The sequence below is a fragment of the Mixta mediterraneensis genome (genome assembly GCF_030283135.1).
Taxonomy (GTDB): domain Bacteria; phylum Pseudomonadota; class Gammaproteobacteria; order Enterobacterales; family Enterobacteriaceae; genus Pantoea; species Pantoea mediterraneensis.
Window position 1 is genome coordinate 1 of the sequence record NZ_JASUAZ010000019.1, and the last position, 16,074, is coordinate 16,074.

The following is a 16,074-nucleotide window of genomic DNA, read 5'->3' on the forward strand; positions in this document are numbered from 1 at the left end:
CAGACGTGCGCGGGCCGCGTATTGAGCAGCGTCCGCTGACCCATGTGGAGGCGGCGAAAGCCCTGCGCGAGAAGTTTGGCGCTAACGGCCATATCTGGACGCCGGAACATTACCGCCAGTTAACGGCACAGTACCCGGACGGCGTACCGGAAGCCGCTCTGGATGAGGTCATGGTCACCCTGACCACTCCGGCCCGCAACAGCGTTATCAGCATCGTTAACGGCAACTGAGGAGGAAAACATGCTGGTACTGAAGCAACAACTTAAAGAGGCCCGCATCCCGCAGGCGGCGGTGGCAAGAGCCGTCGCCGTTTCCGAGGCCACGCTGGCCCAGATTGTGAACCATAACGAGTGGCCCCGCACCAGCCCGGAGGAGGTGCGCCAGCGTCTGACGTCTTATCTGGAAAGTCAGGGGATTGATACAGCGAAGAGTTTTGATGCTGCACAGGGCGCAGCCACGCCCCGTACAGCAGGTACTACCGATAAAACCAACCTCAGTGAGGAAGAGAACATGTTACTCAAAAAGCAGGTGTTATTTCCAGCAACCAAAAAAGCGTTTGGCCTTTTCCGTGACCCGTTTGCCGATGAAGCCATGCAGGGCGCGGACGATGTGTTCACCACGCCGGATATCCGCTACGTGCGTGAAGCGCTGTTCCAGACCGCCCGCCACGGTGGCTTTCTGGCGGTTATCGGCGAGTCCGGTGCGGGTAAATCCACGCTGCGCCGCGACCTGATTGAACGCGTCAACCGCGAGAACGCGCCGGTGATTGTTATCGAGCCATACATCATCGCCATGGAAGACAACGACGTGAAGGGCAAAACCCTGAAGGCGGCTGCTATCGCCGAAGCCATCATCAGCACCATCGCGCCACTGGAGAGCATCAAACGCAGCCAGGACGCCCGTTTCCGCCAGTTGCACCGCGTCCTGAAGGACAGCAGTCAGGCGGGTTTCAGCCACGTTCTGGTGATTGAGGAAGCCCACAGCCTGCCCATCCCGACGCTGAAGCACCTCAAACGCTTCTTTGAGCTGGAATCCGGCTTCAAAAAACTGCTGTCCATCGTGCTGATTGGCCAGCCTGAGCTGGCGGACAAACTGTCCGAACGCAACATGGAAGTCCGTGAGGTCGTCCAGCGCTGCGAGGTGGTTGAACTGCTGCCGCTGGACAACAGCCTCGAAGAGTTTCTGACGTTCAAACTGCAACGCGCCGGTAAGCAGCTGGCCGACATCATGGATGCCAGCGCAGTGGAAGCCATCCGTGCCCGCCTGAGCAATCTGGGCAGCAACCGTAAAAGCATGGTCAGCCTGCTATATCCGCTGGCCGTCAGTAACCTGGTGATAGCTGCCATGAATCTGGCTGCTGACATCGGGGTTCCGCAGGTCAACGCCGACGTCGTTAAAGGGGTTTAATCATGAAATCCATCGCCGATATCAACCAGCAGATGAACAAGGTGCAGTCCGCCATTATGGCGCTCAACGCCATGAACACTACCGTGCAGAGCGTCATGATTGCGGGCAGTAAGCCGGTTATCCGTATCGCCCGCAACGGGCACTGTGCCCGCCTGCTGGAGCAGGGCAAAGCGAGTTATACCCATGTTGGTCATGACGGCTCAGGGCGCTTCCGTCAGGGCGTCTTTGAACTGCATGGCTGCCGTATTACCTGGTCAGAGTCGTTACATTAACCGCGATAAAACTCAGGAGGCAGTATGAGTGATTTTATTCTTGTTGATATAAGCGCTGAGGCTAAGGTTCGCTACAAAAAGCGGGTCAATATGAAGCGGGAAGATTACGAAAAGTATCTTTCCATATGTGAAGAATGGTCAGGTGATACCGAAGAAAAAATTGCTGAGATAGCAGTGGAATATGGCTTTTTTGCCGAAAATGAGGACATCGAAGATATTGATGACCCGGAAAATGTTGAATTCGAACCGGTTCTAGCAAAAAAAGAAATTACTGTCGAGGATAAATAATATGTCAAATATAAATCAGGCTGAATATATGAAAGACCGCAAGGGGCGTCTGGTGCCAGTTGACCAGGTGTCTGACTATGACCTTGCGATGGATTCCTTTGTCCGGGAACAGGTCGCTGCCGCGAAGGTTAAACGCGATGAACTTAGCGCCTTCAAAAATCGCACGTTTGATGACTGCTATGCCTGGCTTGACCTGGCTGCGGAAAAATATGGCAGAAAGCGCGGCGGAGCCAAGGGCAACGTGACCTTCAGCAGCTTCGATGGCAAACAGCAGATCACCATCCGTGTGCAGGACTCCCTGACGTATGGCCCTGAAATGCAGATCGCCAAAGACCTGATGGATGAGTGCATGATGGAATGGTCTGAAGGCGCTAACGCCAATCTCGTGGCCATTATTAAAGATGCGTTTCAGGTTGACCAGGAAGGCAAGCTTAATATTTACCGCATCCTGTCCCTTCGCCGCATCAAGATTGACGACGAGCGGTGGCGTAAAGCCATGGATGCCGTAGCGGAATCCTTACTGGTTGCAGTATCGAAAACCTATATTAATTTCCGCGAAAAGGATAAAGACGGGCGGCTGGTAAATATTTCGTTAGATATCGCTGCTATTTAATTTTAATTCACTTTCTTTTTATTTCGGCGTCAGCGCCGTGGGCTTCTGCACGCCGAAAACAACATTAAGGAATAAAACATGTCCATCAAATGTTCCAACTGTAAGAAAGGCATCACCACCCTGAAGTTCAGCGACGCCAGCGTCATTACCTCTGGCAAATACCATGTGCCAGCCGTCCTCATCACGCTGGTATGCCCTCACTGCAGCCAGCATTACTACACCGAAGTCCCGGCCATGGAGTTCATCCCCTGCGAGGCAAAACAATGAAAGGCATGAAATTATATAATCGTTCGACGATCTACCATCTGGCCCTGAAAACCTTTGGCCCTGAAGCACAGGCGCTGAAGTTGATGGAGGAAGCCGCCGAACTGGCCGCAGCTGCCGCCCGCAACATGAACGGACTGGGCAATGAAGTTGGTCTGGCTGGAGAACTGGCTGACGTTGAAATCATGATTGAACAGTTCCGCCTCAACGGGATGGGCCTGATGATTGACTTTCATAAGCAGAAAAAGCTGGAACGTCTTGCCGAACGCCTGGGGGTGACTTATGCCGCAGAATAATGAAAAGCTGTTGGAGAAGTTAAAAAAGCTGCTGGCGCTGGCAAAATCCGATAACCCCCATGAAGCGGCACTGGCCCTGCAACGCGCCCAGAAACTGATGCAGGCCTATAACATCACCCAGGCTGACCTCGCACTCAGTGATATTGATGAAAGCATCAGTCACTACTGGGCTGCAGGTAGCGTTAATCCGCCGCGTTATATGCTGGGTCTGTTGGATATTATCCAGGTGGCATTTGGCGTTAAGTCTATTATTCACTCCGGCTTTAAACCCAGCGTTGGCTTTTACGGTAATAAAGACCGGGTTGAACTGGCCTCATATACATGGGAGGTACTGGCCAGACAGTTAATCATGGCCCGTAAAAACTATATTCGACAGCAGAATAAAAGAATCAAAAACACGACCAAGACCAGCCGTGGTGACAAATTTGCCGAAGGCTGGGTTCTGGCCGTGCGCAGCGAGGTTCATTTATTTGCTATGTCCCGCGAAGAACGTGAGCTGGCAAGCCTCTGGCTTGAACAAAAATACCCTGATTCAGGAACAACTTCTGGCCGCAAAGCCGGTAAATCCCGTGACGCGGACATGTCCCGCCACATCGGTTACAGAGAGGGGGAAAACGTCCGCCTGCATCAGCCTGTCAGCGGGCAGGAGCAGCAGAAACTGGGGGCAGAAAGATGATGTTATCGCGTAAGAAGAAAACACCGAGTCCTTGCCGCACAACTGCTAAATATCTTTTTGCTCGCGCCTTTTTTAAGAACGTAAGGCCCGGCATTCAAATTGGCATTATTGCTGGACGAGAGCAGGTTAAAAATTACATGTCAGGTGCATGGTGGAATAACGATCCAGTTACTACGGCCCGTAACATTCATATTAACTGGGGTGGTATTCATTATGATTGCTGAATCTATTGTATGTGCCCTGTTCTGGTATGGTCTCGTGGGGTGGTGTACTGCTGAACTGCACCGCCGTTCAGGGTTTTACTCACGTTACAGCGGTGCCGGACACTGGATCAGTTGGGCCGTTATGTTCCTGTGCTGGCCAGTAGCGCTTCCTTTATATGTCGATTATATCGGTAGCGCAGGTAAAAGGAGTGGCGATGATGACTAAACAGCGTCTTATTCAACTCATTCATATTGCCCGCAATGACCTCCAGATGGATGAGGACACCTACCGCCAGATGCTACAGGGGCTGACAGGCAAAGCCTCAGCCAAAGGGATGGATACCACACAGCTAAACCGCGTCCTGGAATCCATGAAAACGAAAGGCTTTCGCATTAAGCCTGCGGGAAAAGCCAGGTCCGGCTTACCGCTCGACAGCCATCCGCAGTCAAAGAAAATCCGTGCGCTATGGCTTGAAATGGCTGCCGCAGGCATCGTCCGTGACAGCTCAGAGCAGGCGCTGGCGCTGTGGGTTAAACGGGAAACGGGCATCAGCGCGTTACGCTGGCTCAGCAATGAGCAGGCAAGTAGCGTTATTGAGAAACTGAAGAAGTGGCAGCGCAGAGCTGCGGGGGTGAAGCAATGAGCGACCTGAATCAGTTTCGTAGTAAAGGGCCGGAACTGTTGGTAGAGCTGGCACAGCATACCTCTGAGACCGTCCGCGAGATTATTGATATCGAACCCGCAGTTGCCGACCAGATTGGTCAGGCTGTCGCGAACCGCATGATGCAGGTCTGGGGCGGGCAAAATGTCTATTTTCCAATGGGCATGGTCTGGAAGGTCAGCCAGCGCGACCGGGAAATCTTCCTTGAGTTTGACGGGCGCAACCATCACGAACTGGCCCGCAAATTTGGTGTTTCGCTACAGTGGGTTTACAGCGTGGTGAAGCGGGTCAGAAAAGAAGAGCTGGATCGGATGCAGGGCAAACTGTTTGATGGTGAACCGGATGCCGATACAGGGAAAAAGGAGTAATATCTGCAATCAGGCTGGTGCGAGTTCTGTTTTTTTTCGGGCCGGTCTGATTTTCACATACTGTAAGGTTATTGCATATTCCATCCAGTCTCTTCCCATGTTGACCCAGTTCTTCCCATAATTATCTCACTTATTCCCTGTCATTTATCTCAAGTCTAATCAGATGGGAAAGGTGTCGAGTCGCACTGCAAATACAGCCAGCTTACCCGCGCAACCTGAAGCTTCAAAAAGCCGACGCGCATCTGCATTAAAACGCGCCGGGGTATCGGCGTCGATTTCGCGCACCCGCTCGGCATATTCACTATCCGAGGCGTGGCGGCCATCATGTTGTACATCTTTGGGCTGCCAGCGGTCATCATCCAGGCGACCTAAAATCTCTTCTGGTGACGCACCTAAATCAATACCTAAGTGGTTCACCAGTTTTAATTTACCCTGCGCATCAATCTGCGCGAACAGCGCCATTTCGCTGTAAGCCGGACCGCGTTTGATTAGCGAACCGCCAGAATTATTACAGATACCGCCGAGTACCGATGCGCCAATGCATGAGGAGCCGATCACCGAATGCGGCTCACGGCCCAGCGGCTTGAGCGTTTTTTCCAGCTGATACAGCGTGCTGCCTGGAAACGCTAAAATTTGTTTGCCATCCTCGATCAGCTGTAACTTATCAAGCCGTAACGTGCTGATGATCACTAATGGCCGATCGTAATCGTTGCCGTGCGGCGTCGAGCCTTCTGTCAGTCCGGTATTTGCGGCCTGCATCAAAATAATAACGTCGGCATTTACCAGTATTTGTAAGGTCCGCCACAATTCCAGCAGCGTACCGGGAAAGACCACGGCTAAGGCATCCCCTTCGCCTGAACGAAAGCCTTTACGGTAGCGTGCCGTCTGTGCTGCTTCAGTCAGGAGATGGGAGGGGCCGACTAACCGGCGTAAATCGGAAAGTAAGGCAGAGACGTTTATCATGGGCAATTCCCTTGTCTTATTCGTGCGTCATTAATGTAGCACGTCAGGCGCACGGGACCAGTGTGCCAGCGTCAGCTACCCGCTATCCTGAACTTGTGGCACACTGCCGCCTGTTAATTCGATACTGCGTAGTCACTTAAGAGAACCCGATCTGATGAAATGGATTTACTCTGTTAGTCTCGCTGTCTCCCTCGCTATGCAACCCGCGCTGGCAGAGGAGCTGATTAGTCATCATCCCATGACGGAACAGGCGCGCGACGCCTTCGTCAACGATCTGCTAAAAAAAATGACGCTGGATGAAAAAATCGGCCAGCTACGTTTGATAAGCGTTGGCCCCGATAATCCTAAAGAAGCAATCCGCGAGATGATTCGCAAAAGCCAGGTCGGCGCGATTTTTAATACAGTGACGCGTCAGGACATTCGCGCCATGCAGGACCAGGCCGTGCACCTCAGCCGTCTGAAAATCCCTCTGTTCTTTGCCTATGACGTGGTGCATGGACAGCGCACGATTTTTCCGATTCCGCTGGGGTTAGCGGCGAGCTGGGATCGGGATGCGGTGAGTGAAGTGGGCCGCATTTCTGCCTATGAGGCTGCTGATGACGGTCTGAATATGACCTGGGCACCGATGGTCGATGTCAGCCGCGAACCGCGCTGGGGCCGCGTCTCGGAAGGCTTCGGTGAAGATACTTATCTCACTGCGGAAATGGGCCGCAGCATGGTGAAAGCCATGCAGGGCAAAAGCGCGGCCGATCGCTATTCCATAATGACCAGCGTAAAGCACTTCGCGCTGTATGGTGCAGTGGAAGGCGGGCGTGATTACAACACGGTTGATATGAGTCCGCAGCGCATGTTTCAGGATTACCTGCCCCCTTATAAAGCCTCGCTAGAGGCAGGCAGTGGTGGCGTGATGGTGTCGCTTAATACCATTAATGGCGTACCGGCGACCGCCAACGGCTGGCTGTTGAAGGATCTGCTGCGCGGACAATGGAAATTCAAAGGCATCACCATCAGCGATCATGGCGCAATTAAAGAGCTGATTAAGCATGGCGTGGCCAGCGATCCACAAGATGCGGTGCGCATTGCGCTGAAAGCTGGCGTCGATATGAGTATGAGCGACGAGTATTACAGCAAATATCTGCCGGACCTGGTGAAAAAGGGTGCGGTGAGCATGGCGGAAATTGATGATGCGGCGCGCCATGTGTTGAACGTGAAATACGATATGGGGCTGTTTAACGATCCCTATAGCCATCTTGGTCCAAAGGAGAGCGATCCGCCGGATACCAATGCCGAAAGCCGCTTACACCGTGCTGAAGCGCGCGACGTGGCGCGTAAAAGTCTGGTGCTGCTGAAAAATCGTCTGGAAACCCTGCCGCTGAAAAAAACGGGCACCATTGCACTGATTGGCCCCCTGGCAGACAGCCAGCGCGACATTATGGGAAGCTGGTCAGCCGCAGGCGTGGCGAAGCAATCCATTTCGTTGCTGCAAGGTATGCGTAACGCCACAGCGGGCAAGGCGACGCTGCTGTATGCCAAAGGCGCCAATATTTCTGATAACAAAGGCATTCAGGATTTCCTGAATCTGTATGAGCAAGCGGTATCCGTTGATAAACGCTCTCCGCAGCAGCTGCTTGATGAAGCGGTAGAAAAGGCTAAGCAGGCTGATGTGGTGGTTGCTGCCATCGGTGAAGCGCAGGGCATGGCACACGAAGCATCCAGCCGTAGTGAGCTGCTGATTCCACAGAGCCAGCAAAAACTGCTTGCCGCGCTGAAGGCTACCGGCAAACCGCTGGTGATTGTGCTGATGAACGGTCGTCCGCTAGCGGTCGCCAATGAAGATCGCATGGCGGATGCGATGCTGGAAACCTGGTTTAGCGGCACCGAGGGCGGTAATGCTATCGCTGATGTGCTGTTCGGCGATTACAATCCATCGGGCAAACTGCCGGTCTCTTTCCCCCGCTCTGTGGGTCAGATCCCGATTTATTACAACCATTTGCCTACGGGCCGTCCTTACAATTTTGAAAAGCCAAATAAGTACACCTCGCATTATTACGATGCGGTTAACGGTCCGCTTTATCCGTTTGGTTATGGCCTGAGCTACACCCGCTTTACGGTCTCGCCGGTTACGATGTCGTCGCGCACCATGCCGCGTAACGGCACGATTAACGCCAGCGTGACGGTAACCAACAGCGGCAAACGTGACGGCGCTACTGTGGTGCAGATGTATCTGAATGATCCGGTGGCGTCCCTGAGTCGTCCGGTGCAGGAATTGCGCAGTTTTAAACGCATCATGCTAAAAGCGGGCGAATCGCAGACGGTGACGTTTAAGATTGATGTTGATGCGCTGAAGTTCTGGAATCAGCAAATGCAGCACGTGGCGGAGCCGGGCAAATTCAATGTCATGATCGGACTGGATTCTGTGCGAACCCAGGATGCACAGTTCGATTATTTGTAAGAGGCGGAGGTGCGTTGCTCTTTATGCTTATGATGAAGTAAGGGAGCAACGCACACGATATAACATGAACATTCGGCAACGCATTCAGCAACAAGTCTTTCGTCTGAACGGCCTCTCACTTAACGAATTCGACATTTCTCAGCCACCCGGCGATCCAGGTCTGTTTGGCCCGGACAGCATTATCTGGCGTGTACATGGCGATTTCACTTCGATGATGTGTGGCGGTATCAGCGCGCTACTGCTGCAAATGCTGCATCCCGCCGCGCTGGCAGGCGTGTGGGACCATTCAAACTTTCGTGAAGATATGCTGGGACGATTGCGTCGTACCAGCCAGTTCATTGCGGTAACTACCTTTGGTAACCGCCACGATGCGCAGCTACTTATTGAGCGGGTAAAGCGTATCCACCTGAAAGTGACCGGCGTTGATAGCGCAGGCAAACCTTATGCCGCTAGCGATCCGCACTTACTGACATGGGTGCACGTAGCAGAAACCAGTCGATTCCTTGCCGCTCACCTGCGCTATAAAAATTCCTCTCTTACGCTGCCCGAGCAAGACCGCTACTACCATGAGGCGGCTAGTATCGCCGAAGCACTGGGCGCGCAGCAGGTGCCTAAAAGTTGCGCGGAAGTCGAACATTATCTGCAGGTCATGCGTAGCGAATTGCGCTTTGATGCGCGCACCGCCGACGTCACGCACACGCTGATAAACGCGCCTGCACCAGGCTGGCAGGCCAGGCCGGTGATGAACGTTATGCTGAAAGCGGGAATAAGTTTGATGCCGGACTGGGCGCAGCAAATGTCAGGTTATCGTGTTGGTCGCTGGCAGCAATACTGGCTTGATCGGCAAATTAATCTGGTTGCTGGCACTTTGCGCTGGTCAATTCAGCGTGGCGCTTATCAGCGCGCTATGCTGCGGATGGGAAGAGAGCCTTAATATTCTGCCAGGCTCGCTTACCGGTTTAACGTACCTACAGACAATGGGCAGGTTGAGGGCTTATAACGAATTGGCTTTAAACCGCCTGCCTTAAACTGTGCTTTTCACACTTTGAGAGTTTTACCCTTGCCTCATGTGGCAGCAGTCAGGATCCTGCTCTAATCTCGGGGAAAAAGAATTCCTCCCGCTTTGTTGAGGCTCTATGACGTATCAACCCCTGATTGCTGAAGTCCACAATCAGCAACATACCCTGACAGCGATTGTCGAGCAAAATGCGCGCACCGCTTATTTCTACATCTGGCCGACGGATCTGTTTCGCAGTCAGTATGCAGTGCGCGGTTGCTGGCTGCGTAATCTTGCGCCCGCGCCCGCCCAGGAAGATCGCGAAGCGATGGAGCAGGGTATTGCACCGCTACTGAGCGCAGAGTTTTGCCGCACGCTGGAAGCCGAGCCGGCACTCGATCCTGCGGGTTTGCAGGTGCTGTGGGAACCGAGTGATGATGGCGCTGCACTGTGGTATTACGGCCAACTGCTGGCGGTGATCCCAGGGTGGAGCCTGTATCAGGACAAACAGGTCAGCTTTTCCGCAGGCTGCATTAAAAAGAACCGGCTGACTGCGCCGCTGGGTTCCGCATCTACCAATGATTACTATGCCCGTGCCGTACAGCAGCGTCAGTTTTGGCGCGAATGGCACGACGGCAGCGAATGGGACAGGGTGCAAAAAGATTTGATGGCGTGTTATCAGGCGCACTTCGGCGAGTCGGTAAAATATTACGCTATCGATCAGGGAAGCTGGCCACCTATGGCGATTTCCCAGCACTGGTATCAGGGCGCGTGGTATTTCCTGACGCTGGGGATGAGCATTCGTCCTATGCCGCAAGTGGATTATCTGTTTGATGAGCTGGCTCCTCAGTATCGCCGGGTTGAACTGGCGATGGCGGTTGACGGCGAAGTGATGACGGAAGGTAACGCGGTACAAATGGCCAGCGCGTTGGCAGAGTTTGTTCATCTTCCCTGGGCACGCCTGACATGGCTGGGCGAAGGGCATACGTTAGCGTCAGAAGTTGCGCCGGTTGGTTTTGAAAGTTTTTTGCTGGCGAACGAGCTGGCAGAAGATAAAGCGCAGTTTAAATTACCGAAATGCGACAGTGACCGGCCTAAATTACTGTGGGCCACCCCCGTAACGGAAGCCGAGCGGATTTTCGCTCAGGCAGATGAGCATGGCGGCCAGCGTCTACGCGAATTGCTGACCGCGCAAGGGAGCAATCACATTTTCCGGCCAAGGCAGCAGGTCGTGGATTCGGCGGAATAATTTTTTAGTTTGTGGGAGATATTCCTGATCCCCGCAAACTAAATTCTCACCCTAATCAATAATTTCTCCAAACTGTGATCTTCTCTGTCTCAAGTTCTCCAGCCGCAAGCCGTTAAATCGGATCAGGCAATTGCGCCGCACCAGGCTTGAGGGAACAAAGATGTTCAAAACAACCCAATCCCGCTTCACCGCAGCACTCATCGCGTTCTTTATTTTGCTGATGTTGATTACCGTATTAGTGATCAACCAGTTTGTCGCACCACAGCTGATCCACAATGAAAGTCGGCTGGTGCGTTACCAGGTTAACTCGCTCGCCAGTAGCATCGTTGAACAGATGAACCGGGTGCAGGCGCAGCAACGTGCCATTACTGAAGCCGCATCCGTTATGGAAAGCGCCACCATCGACACCGTGTTGCCTGCTCTGGTTAACCAATATCAAGACAGCAATGTCTTCGGCGGCGGCATCTGGCCGTTACCGAATCGCCGTGACGCAGACAAAGAGAAAGCCAGCAGCTTTTTTGCTCGTGATGCCAGTAATCAACTACGGGTAAACACTTACTGGAACTCAGAGGCGGCCGATAAATACTGGGAGCAGCCGTGGTATAAAGACGGTATGGCAGCGGCAAAAGGCCAGTGCGCTTGGGCAAAAGCGTATCAGGATGCCGCCAGCCTGCAGCCGCGTACTAACTGTGCCATGGCGATTTATCGCGGTGGCTCCGTATGGGGGGTTGCGACGATTGACGTCACCCTCGGCTTCTTTAATCAGTTAGCCAGGCAGATGGGCGAAGCGATCCACGGCAAGGTACTGATCGTTGAAGCCGACGGTAAAGTCGTCGGTAATGCCGCGCTGGTGGGCGCCACACCGAAGCTGGAGAACCTGGCCGACCTGAAAATGCCGATGGCCGCGCCGTTAAAGGCGATGCTGGCGGATGCCGGAACTCAACCAGCAGAAACCACTTTTGACAGCGACAATGGTCAGCAAAGCTTGTTGCTGCAAGCCATTCCTGGCAGCCCGTGGTATCTCGCCAGTAGCGTACCAACCAGTCTGTTGAATGCGCAATCCAACACGATGTTGACGCGTCTTGGTCTGGTGCAGATCCCGCTGGCGGCGATTTTGTTACTGGTGTTACTCGGTTTTGTGCGCACTATGATGAAACGCCTTAATGTGCTGAATAAAAATATCGAAGCGTTATCGATGGGAGGCGCCGATTTAACCCAGCGTTTGCCCGCCAGCAGCAGCCCAGAGTTCAACGCGGTGGCACAAAGCTTCAACCAGTTTATTAGCTACCTGCAAGGGCTGATGCGCCAGGTGGGTGAAAGTGCGCTGACGATTAGCGCAGCCTCGCGTGAAATCGCCAGCGGCAACGCCAATCTGTCGTCGCGTACGGAAGATCAGGCCAGTTCGATTGTCGAAACGGCGGCATCCATGGAGCAACTGACCGGCACGGTACGTCAAAACGCGGATAATGCGACTCACGCCAACCAACTGGCAGACGATGCGTCAAAAGTCGCGGCGCGTGGCACCGACGTGGTACGTCAGGTGGTCAGCACCATGGGCGAGATCCATCACTCGTCACGTAAAGTCGTAGATATTATTAGCGTCATCGACAGCATTGCATTCCAGACCAATATTCTCGCACTGAACGCGGCGGTAGAGGCGGCGCGAGCCGGTGAACAAGGCCGCGGCTTCGCAGTGGTGGCGTCAGAAGTGCGTAACCTGGCGCAACGCTCGGCGAATTCGGCGCGTGAAATCAAAAAGCTCATTGAAGAGTCGGTAGCCAATATCGATACCGGTAGCCAGCTGGTAGAGCAGGCGGGTAACACCATGGATGAGCTGATGCAGGGCGTCAGTAGCGTGACCACATTAATAGGTGAAATCATGTCGGCCAGTCGGGAGCAGAGTATGGGTATTGAGCAGGTTAACGTCGCCATTACTCAGCTGGACGGCACCACGCAGCAGAACGCCGTCCTGGTTGAGCAGGTTTCTGCCGCCGCTCAGGCAATGGAAACGCAAAGCGTGCAGCTGGAATCAATAGTGCAAAGCTTCAGGCTGTAATTGTTTCAACAGGTCAGCTATCCCGCTGGCCTGAATAACGTTCCCCATTCGCAAGCCGTGGCTGATACGGCCTCCTCAGAAAAAGCACGATTTTATGCGCTGCAAACCCCACATCCTGTGCCAAAATAGTTAGGATTAATCGCAAGGAACCGACATGTCTGTTATTGAAGTTATCCTCGTCGACCATCTTGATCGCCCCACTGGCAAAATGGAAAAGCTGGAAGTGCATGAGAAGGGATTATTACATCGTGCGGTAACGGTTTATGTATTCAACTCCCGGCATGAGTTGCTGCTGCAGCGTCGCGCCAGCAATAAATATCACTGCGGTGGATTATGGAGCAACACCTGCTGCGGTCATCCTTATCCGCATGAATCAACGCAGGATGCGGCTGAACGTCGCCTGCGTGAAGAGATGGGGATGAATGTCTCGCTAACGCCGATATTTGAGTTGAGCTACAACCTGCCGCTGAGCAATGGACTGACCGAACACGAATACGGGCACGTCTTTTTTGCCGTCTGCGATGAAATGCCGAATCTTAATCCGCAGGAAGCGGATGCGTTTGACTATCGTTCGGTTCAGGAAATCCAGCAGCAAATGACGCAGAATCCGCAACAGTTCACGCCGTGGTTTTTATATACCTTTCCGCGTATCCCGGCCTGTCTCGACGCGTTTAGCTTTCCTGCTTCATAAAAAGCCGTACCTCATTGGGTGCGGCCTGTCGCTTACTGATTAAAATCTTCCGCATCCACATCATAGCCTGACGGTTCCCAGCGAATCGCCAGCAGTGCCAGTAAGCCGGCCAGCGGAGCCAGGAAGATCACCCAAAACACGCCGGTACCCAACGCGGCGACTAACACCGGGAACAGAAACAGGGATACCGTTGAGCTGCCGCGCATCAACGTTTGGTTAAATCCGACTCCTACGCCACGCAGTGACGTCGGGTAACTCAGTGAAGCAAACGTCATGGTATGCGAACCTGGACCAAAGCCCTGGCCAAACAGGAACAGCGCCAGCATAGCGATAGCCAGTGCCGCTTCCTGGCCGCCTTCCGGGCGACCGATTAAGGCCAGCCCCAGCAGCGCAATACATTGACAGCTATAACCCACCACCGACATCTTCCACGCACCGAGACGCGGCACCAGACGTACCGCAAGCACCCCACCGATAAAGGCAAACAGCAGATTCAGCGCCAGCGAAACCAAAATTGTGGTTAGCATAGACTGGGCAAAGAAACTGGAAATAATCACCGGCAGGCCAAAAGCCACTGCGTTATAAGCAAACGACGATGCAATCGAGGTGATGGTAGCCAGCAGGGTACGACGCAGATAGATGCCCTGTAACAGCGCGCCATAGTTGCGCCAGCTGGCGCGGCGTGCGGGTTTTTCTGGCGTCAGGGATGCATCTTTCGCCACCTGGGCATTAATATTCCACGCGCTACGCAGGATACTGGCGGCTCCTTGCAAATCGCCCTGATTAGCAGCCCAAACCGGCGATTCGCTCATATAGCGGCTGCGAATAGCGATGATCAGAATCGCGGGCACGGCGCCGAAACCAAGGATTAAGCGCCACAGCCAGTCGGCGTGACTTTCCGGCAAGACGCCGTACAGCAGCAGCACCAGCAGATAAGAGATACTGATGGCGGCGTACCAGGTTGGACACCACATCGCCACGCTGGCGGCTTTATTGCCTTTGCCACGCAGCTTCGAAAATTCCGCCAGGAATGCCATCGCCACCGGTAGATCAATGCCAACGCCCAATCCCATCACAAAGCGAGCGCCACCAAGCACGTATTCATTCGGCGCAAAGGCACAAGCCAGCGCGGCCACTACAAAGAAAAACATGTCGGCCATAAATACACGATAACGGCCGATTTTGTCGGTGAGGTAGCCACCAATCAACGCACCAACAATCGCGCCGAAGGTGATGGATGAGGCCACCAAACCCGTGCCGGTCGGAGACAGATTAAATTCCCGCGCCATATCTTTGATACCGAACGCCAGCGCGCCCAAATCGTAGGCATCGAGAAATACCCCGCCGAGGGCGATAGCCACCACGATGCGTGCGTTATTACGGGCGTTATCGCTATGATTGATCAGATTTGAAACGTCTGACGCGCTGCGGATCCATTGCGTTTCGCCCGTAGGCGCGCTCCCTGCTGTTGCCACATGGGCTGAAGATATTAAGTCGGACATGATGTTGTCTGTTCTTATTAAACTGGGTAAGCAGAATAATCTGCGGACGTCTAGACGTAAATTCCATTCAGTTATAAGTCAGATCCCAATGGTCTGAAACTGTTAACCGAATCAATGATCGTCTGTCACGCAACGGCAGCGCCAGGCTACGCTTTTAATGCATATGACTAAAAGCTCTCTTTCTAAGAACAAGGAATACGTAATGAAAAAAATTCAGGGGTGGATAAGCATCAGTGCGCTGTTACTGAGCCTGGGCGTCGCCCATGCGGCCGATCCGGTGCGCGTAGGCTCCAAAATCGATACTGAAGGTTCGCTGCTGGGTAACATCATTTTGCAGGTGCTGGAAAATCATGGCGTCAAAACCATAAACAAAATTCAGTTAGGTAATACACAAGTTGTACGCGGTGCGATTACCGCCGGTGAGCTGGATATTTACCCAGAATACACTGGCAATGGCGCTTTCTTCTTTAATGATGAGAAAGACAGCGCCTGGAAAAATGCTCAACAGGGCTACGAAAAAGTAAAAAAACTGGATGCCGAAAAAAACCATCTGATCTGGTTAACGCCTGCGCCCGCTAATAATACCTGGACGATTGCGGTGCGTAACGATCTCGCCGCTAAAAATCAGTTGAAATCACTGGACGATCTCAGCGGCTATCTGAAAAAAGGCGGCACTTTCAAACTGGCAGCGTCGGCTGAATTTATTGAACGCGGCGATGCGTTACCGGCGTTTGAAAAAGCCTACGGTTTTCACCTCAAGCAGGATCAGCTGCTGTCACTGGCAGGCGGCGATACGGCAGTCACGATCAGTGCAGCCGCACAGCAAACCTCGGGCGTCAACGCGGCAATGGCATACGATACTGATGGCCCGGTTGCGGCGCTGGGTTTACAAACGCTGAGCGATCCAAAAGGGGTGCAGCCCATTTATGCCCCCACGCCGGTGATCCGTGAAGCGGTACTCAAAGCCTACCCGGAGGCAGGCAACTGGCTAAAACCGGTTTTTAGCGCGCTGGACGAGAAAACGCTGCAACAGCTTAACGCCAAAATTGCCGTGGACGGACAAGATGCCAGCAGCGTAGCAACGCAATGGCTGCAACAGAAGAAGCTGCTGTAGC

At 53.4% G+C, this 16,074-nt stretch carries 18 protein-coding genes and 2 pseudogenes; 18 read left to right on the plus strand and 2 right to left on the minus strand.

Annotation, left to right across the window (positions count from 1 at the left end; all coding sequences use genetic code 11):
- The 12 genes and pseudogenes from QRY16_RS12630 to QRY16_RS12685 form a co-directional block, all read left to right on the plus strand.
- Positions 1 to 230 (plus strand): annotated as a pseudogene (locus tag QRY16_RS12630) (integrase); the annotation flags it as partial.
- A 10-nt stretch (positions 231 to 240) separates the two neighbouring features.
- Positions 241 to 1,407 carry an ExeA family protein gene (locus tag QRY16_RS12635; RefSeq protein ID WP_289776835.1) on the plus strand — a complete coding sequence of 389 codons (1,167 nt, stop codon included), beginning with the start codon at positions 241 to 243 and terminating at the stop codon, positions 1,405 to 1,407.
- A 2-nt stretch (positions 1,408 to 1,409) separates the two neighbouring features.
- A complete protein-coding gene (locus tag QRY16_RS12640) occupies positions 1,410 to 1,679 on the plus strand; it encodes an HI_1482 family protein (protein WP_000835317.1) in 270 nt (89 codons plus the stop codon).
- Between the two features lie 24 nt (positions 1,680 to 1,703).
- Positions 1,704 to 1,967, plus strand: a complete 264-nt coding sequence (locus QRY16_RS12645) for a hypothetical protein (protein WP_289776836.1) — start codon at positions 1,704 to 1,706, stop codon at positions 1,965 to 1,967.
- Between the two features lies 1 nt (position 1,968).
- Positions 1,969 to 2,580, plus strand: coding sequence for a DUF3164 family protein (locus QRY16_RS12650; protein ID WP_061496742.1), 612 nt, complete (start codon positions 1,969 to 1,971; stop codon positions 2,578 to 2,580).
- Between the two features lie 78 nt (positions 2,581 to 2,658).
- Positions 2,659 to 2,847, plus strand: a complete 189-nt coding sequence (locus tag QRY16_RS12655; protein ID WP_023214066.1) for a hypothetical protein — start codon at positions 2,659 to 2,661, stop codon at positions 2,845 to 2,847.
- Positions 2,844 to 3,140 (plus strand): nucleoside triphosphate pyrophosphohydrolase family protein, encoded by a 297-nt coding sequence (locus QRY16_RS12660; protein WP_289776837.1) that lies wholly within the window; start codon positions 2,844 to 2,846, stop codon positions 3,138 to 3,140. Before QRY16_RS12655 ends, QRY16_RS12660 begins: the two co-directional genes overlap by 4 nt.
- Positions 3,127 to 3,816, plus strand: a complete 690-nt coding sequence (locus QRY16_RS12665) for a DUF2786 domain-containing protein (protein ID WP_289776838.1) — start codon at positions 3,127 to 3,129, stop codon at positions 3,814 to 3,816. The genes QRY16_RS12660 and QRY16_RS12665 overlap by 14 nt, the downstream gene beginning before the upstream one ends.
- Entirely contained in the window at positions 3,813 to 4,040 is a 228-nt protein-coding gene (locus QRY16_RS12670) for a hypothetical protein (RefSeq protein ID WP_289776839.1), read from the plus strand. Before QRY16_RS12665 ends, QRY16_RS12670 begins: the two co-directional genes overlap by 4 nt.
- Positions 4,030 to 4,245, plus strand: a complete 216-nt coding sequence (locus QRY16_RS12675; protein ID WP_289776840.1) for a hypothetical protein — start codon at positions 4,030 to 4,032, stop codon at positions 4,243 to 4,245. The genes QRY16_RS12670 and QRY16_RS12675 overlap by 11 nt, the downstream gene beginning before the upstream one ends.
- Positions 4,235 to 4,663: a gp16 family protein gene (locus tag QRY16_RS12680; RefSeq protein ID WP_289776841.1), complete on the plus strand. Its 429-nt coding sequence runs from the start codon at positions 4,235 to 4,237 to the stop codon at positions 4,661 to 4,663. Before QRY16_RS12675 ends, QRY16_RS12680 begins: the two co-directional genes overlap by 11 nt.
- Positions 4,660 to 5,049, plus strand: coding sequence for a Mor transcription activator family protein (locus tag QRY16_RS12685; RefSeq protein WP_001281697.1), 390 nt, complete (start codon positions 4,660 to 4,662; stop codon positions 5,047 to 5,049). The genes QRY16_RS12680 and QRY16_RS12685 overlap by 4 nt, the downstream gene beginning before the upstream one ends.
- A 168-nt stretch (positions 5,050 to 5,217) precedes the next feature.
- On the opposite strand, the pseudogene dld reads toward QRY16_RS12685, so the two are convergent.
- Positions 5,218 to 6,012, minus strand: a pseudogene (gene dld / locus QRY16_RS12690) (D-lactate dehydrogenase); the annotation flags it as partial.
- Positions 6,013 to 6,166: 154 nt separating this feature from the next.
- On the opposite strand from dld, the gene bglX reads away from it, so the two are divergent.
- The 5 genes from bglX to idi all read left to right on the plus strand — a co-directional run bounded on the left by bglX (position 6,167) and on the right by idi (position 13,457).
- On the plus strand, positions 6,167 to 8,464 hold the full coding sequence (gene bglX / locus QRY16_RS12695; protein WP_289776842.1) for a beta-glucosidase BglX: 2,298 nt from the start codon (positions 6,167 to 6,169) through the stop codon (positions 8,462 to 8,464).
- Between the two features lie 64 nt (positions 8,465 to 8,528).
- On the plus strand, positions 8,529 to 9,398 hold the full coding sequence (locus QRY16_RS12700; protein ID WP_289776843.1) for an oxygenase MpaB family protein: 870 nt from the start codon (positions 8,529 to 8,531) through the stop codon (positions 9,396 to 9,398).
- Positions 9,399 to 9,600: 202 nt separating this feature from the next.
- The gene (locus QRY16_RS12705; RefSeq protein WP_289776844.1) at positions 9,601 to 10,710 is read left to right on the plus strand and encodes a suppressor of fused domain protein; all 1,110 of its coding nucleotides are present in this window, start codon (positions 9,601 to 9,603) and stop codon (positions 10,708 to 10,710) included.
- A 160-nt stretch (positions 10,711 to 10,870) separates the two neighbouring features.
- Positions 10,871 to 12,766, plus strand: coding sequence for a methyl-accepting chemotaxis protein (locus tag QRY16_RS12710; RefSeq protein ID WP_289776845.1), 1,896 nt, complete (start codon positions 10,871 to 10,873; stop codon positions 12,764 to 12,766).
- 154 nt (positions 12,767 to 12,920) lie between these two features.
- Positions 12,921 to 13,457 (plus strand): isopentenyl-diphosphate Delta-isomerase, encoded by a 537-nt coding sequence (idi, locus tag QRY16_RS12715; RefSeq protein WP_193403390.1) that lies wholly within the window; start codon positions 12,921 to 12,923, stop codon positions 13,455 to 13,457.
- A gap of 32 nt (positions 13,458 to 13,489) precedes the next feature.
- Here the strand turns inward: idi and QRY16_RS12720 are convergent, their stop codons facing one another.
- Positions 13,490 to 14,959, minus strand: coding sequence for an MFS transporter (locus tag QRY16_RS12720; protein ID WP_289776846.1), 1,470 nt, complete (start codon positions 14,957 to 14,959; stop codon positions 13,490 to 13,492).
- A gap of 202 nt (positions 14,960 to 15,161) precedes the next feature.
- Between QRY16_RS12720 and osmF the strand changes: the two genes are divergently transcribed.
- Positions 15,162 to 16,073 (plus strand): glycine betaine ABC transporter substrate-binding protein OsmF, encoded by a 912-nt coding sequence (gene osmF, locus QRY16_RS12725; RefSeq protein ID WP_289776847.1) that lies wholly within the window; start codon positions 15,162 to 15,164, stop codon positions 16,071 to 16,073.
- Position 16,074 lies beyond the last annotated feature (1 nt).

What these genes read in the sequence shown, in the direction of transcription:
- QRY16_RS12680 (WP_289776841.1), top strand. Translation starts at nt 4,235, where the DNA reads ATGATGACTAAACAGCGTCTTATTCAACTCATTCATATTGCCCGCAAT.
- QRY16_RS12645 (WP_289776836.1), top strand. Translation starts at nt 1,704, where the DNA reads ATGAGTGATTTTATTCTTGTTGATATAAGCGCTGAGGCTAAGGTTCGC.
- idi (WP_193403390.1), top strand. Translation starts at nt 12,921, where the DNA reads ATGTCTGTTATTGAAGTTATCCTCGTCGACCATCTTGATCGCCCCACT.
- QRY16_RS12705 (WP_289776844.1), top strand. Translation starts at nt 9,601, where the DNA reads ATGACGTATCAACCCCTGATTGCTGAAGTCCACAATCAGCAACATACC.
- bglX (WP_289776842.1), top strand. Translation starts at nt 6,167, where the DNA reads ATGAAATGGATTTACTCTGTTAGTCTCGCTGTCTCCCTCGCTATGCAA.
- QRY16_RS12635 (WP_289776835.1), top strand. Translation starts at nt 241, where the DNA reads ATGCTGGTACTGAAGCAACAACTTAAAGAGGCCCGCATCCCGCAGGCG.
- QRY16_RS12700 (WP_289776843.1), top strand. Translation starts at nt 8,529, where the DNA reads ATGAACATTCGGCAACGCATTCAGCAACAAGTCTTTCGTCTGAACGGC.
- QRY16_RS12640 (WP_000835317.1), top strand. Translation starts at nt 1,410, where the DNA reads ATGAAATCCATCGCCGATATCAACCAGCAGATGAACAAGGTGCAGTCC.
- QRY16_RS12665 (WP_289776838.1), top strand. Translation starts at nt 3,127, where the DNA reads ATGCCGCAGAATAATGAAAAGCTGTTGGAGAAGTTAAAAAAGCTGCTG.
- QRY16_RS12670 (WP_289776839.1), top strand. Translation starts at nt 3,813, where the DNA reads ATGATGTTATCGCGTAAGAAGAAAACACCGAGTCCTTGCCGCACAACT.
- QRY16_RS12675 (WP_289776840.1), top strand. Translation starts at nt 4,030, where the DNA reads ATGATTGCTGAATCTATTGTATGTGCCCTGTTCTGGTATGGTCTCGTG.
- QRY16_RS12710 (WP_289776845.1), top strand. Translation starts at nt 10,871, where the DNA reads ATGTTCAAAACAACCCAATCCCGCTTCACCGCAGCACTCATCGCGTTC.
- QRY16_RS12685 (WP_001281697.1), top strand. Translation starts at nt 4,660, where the DNA reads ATGAGCGACCTGAATCAGTTTCGTAGTAAAGGGCCGGAACTGTTGGTA.
- QRY16_RS12660 (WP_289776837.1), top strand. Translation starts at nt 2,844, where the DNA reads ATGAAAGGCATGAAATTATATAATCGTTCGACGATCTACCATCTGGCC.
- QRY16_RS12655 (WP_023214066.1), top strand. Translation starts at nt 2,659, where the DNA reads ATGTCCATCAAATGTTCCAACTGTAAGAAAGGCATCACCACCCTGAAG.
- QRY16_RS12720 (WP_289776846.1), bottom strand. Translation starts at nt 14,959, where the DNA reads ATGTCCGACTTAATATCTTCAGCCCATGTGGCAACAGCAGGGAGCGCG.
- osmF (WP_289776847.1), top strand. Translation starts at nt 15,162, where the DNA reads ATGAAAAAAATTCAGGGGTGGATAAGCATCAGTGCGCTGTTACTGAGC.
- QRY16_RS12650 (WP_061496742.1), top strand. Translation starts at nt 1,969, where the DNA reads ATGTCAAATATAAATCAGGCTGAATATATGAAAGACCGCAAGGGGCGT.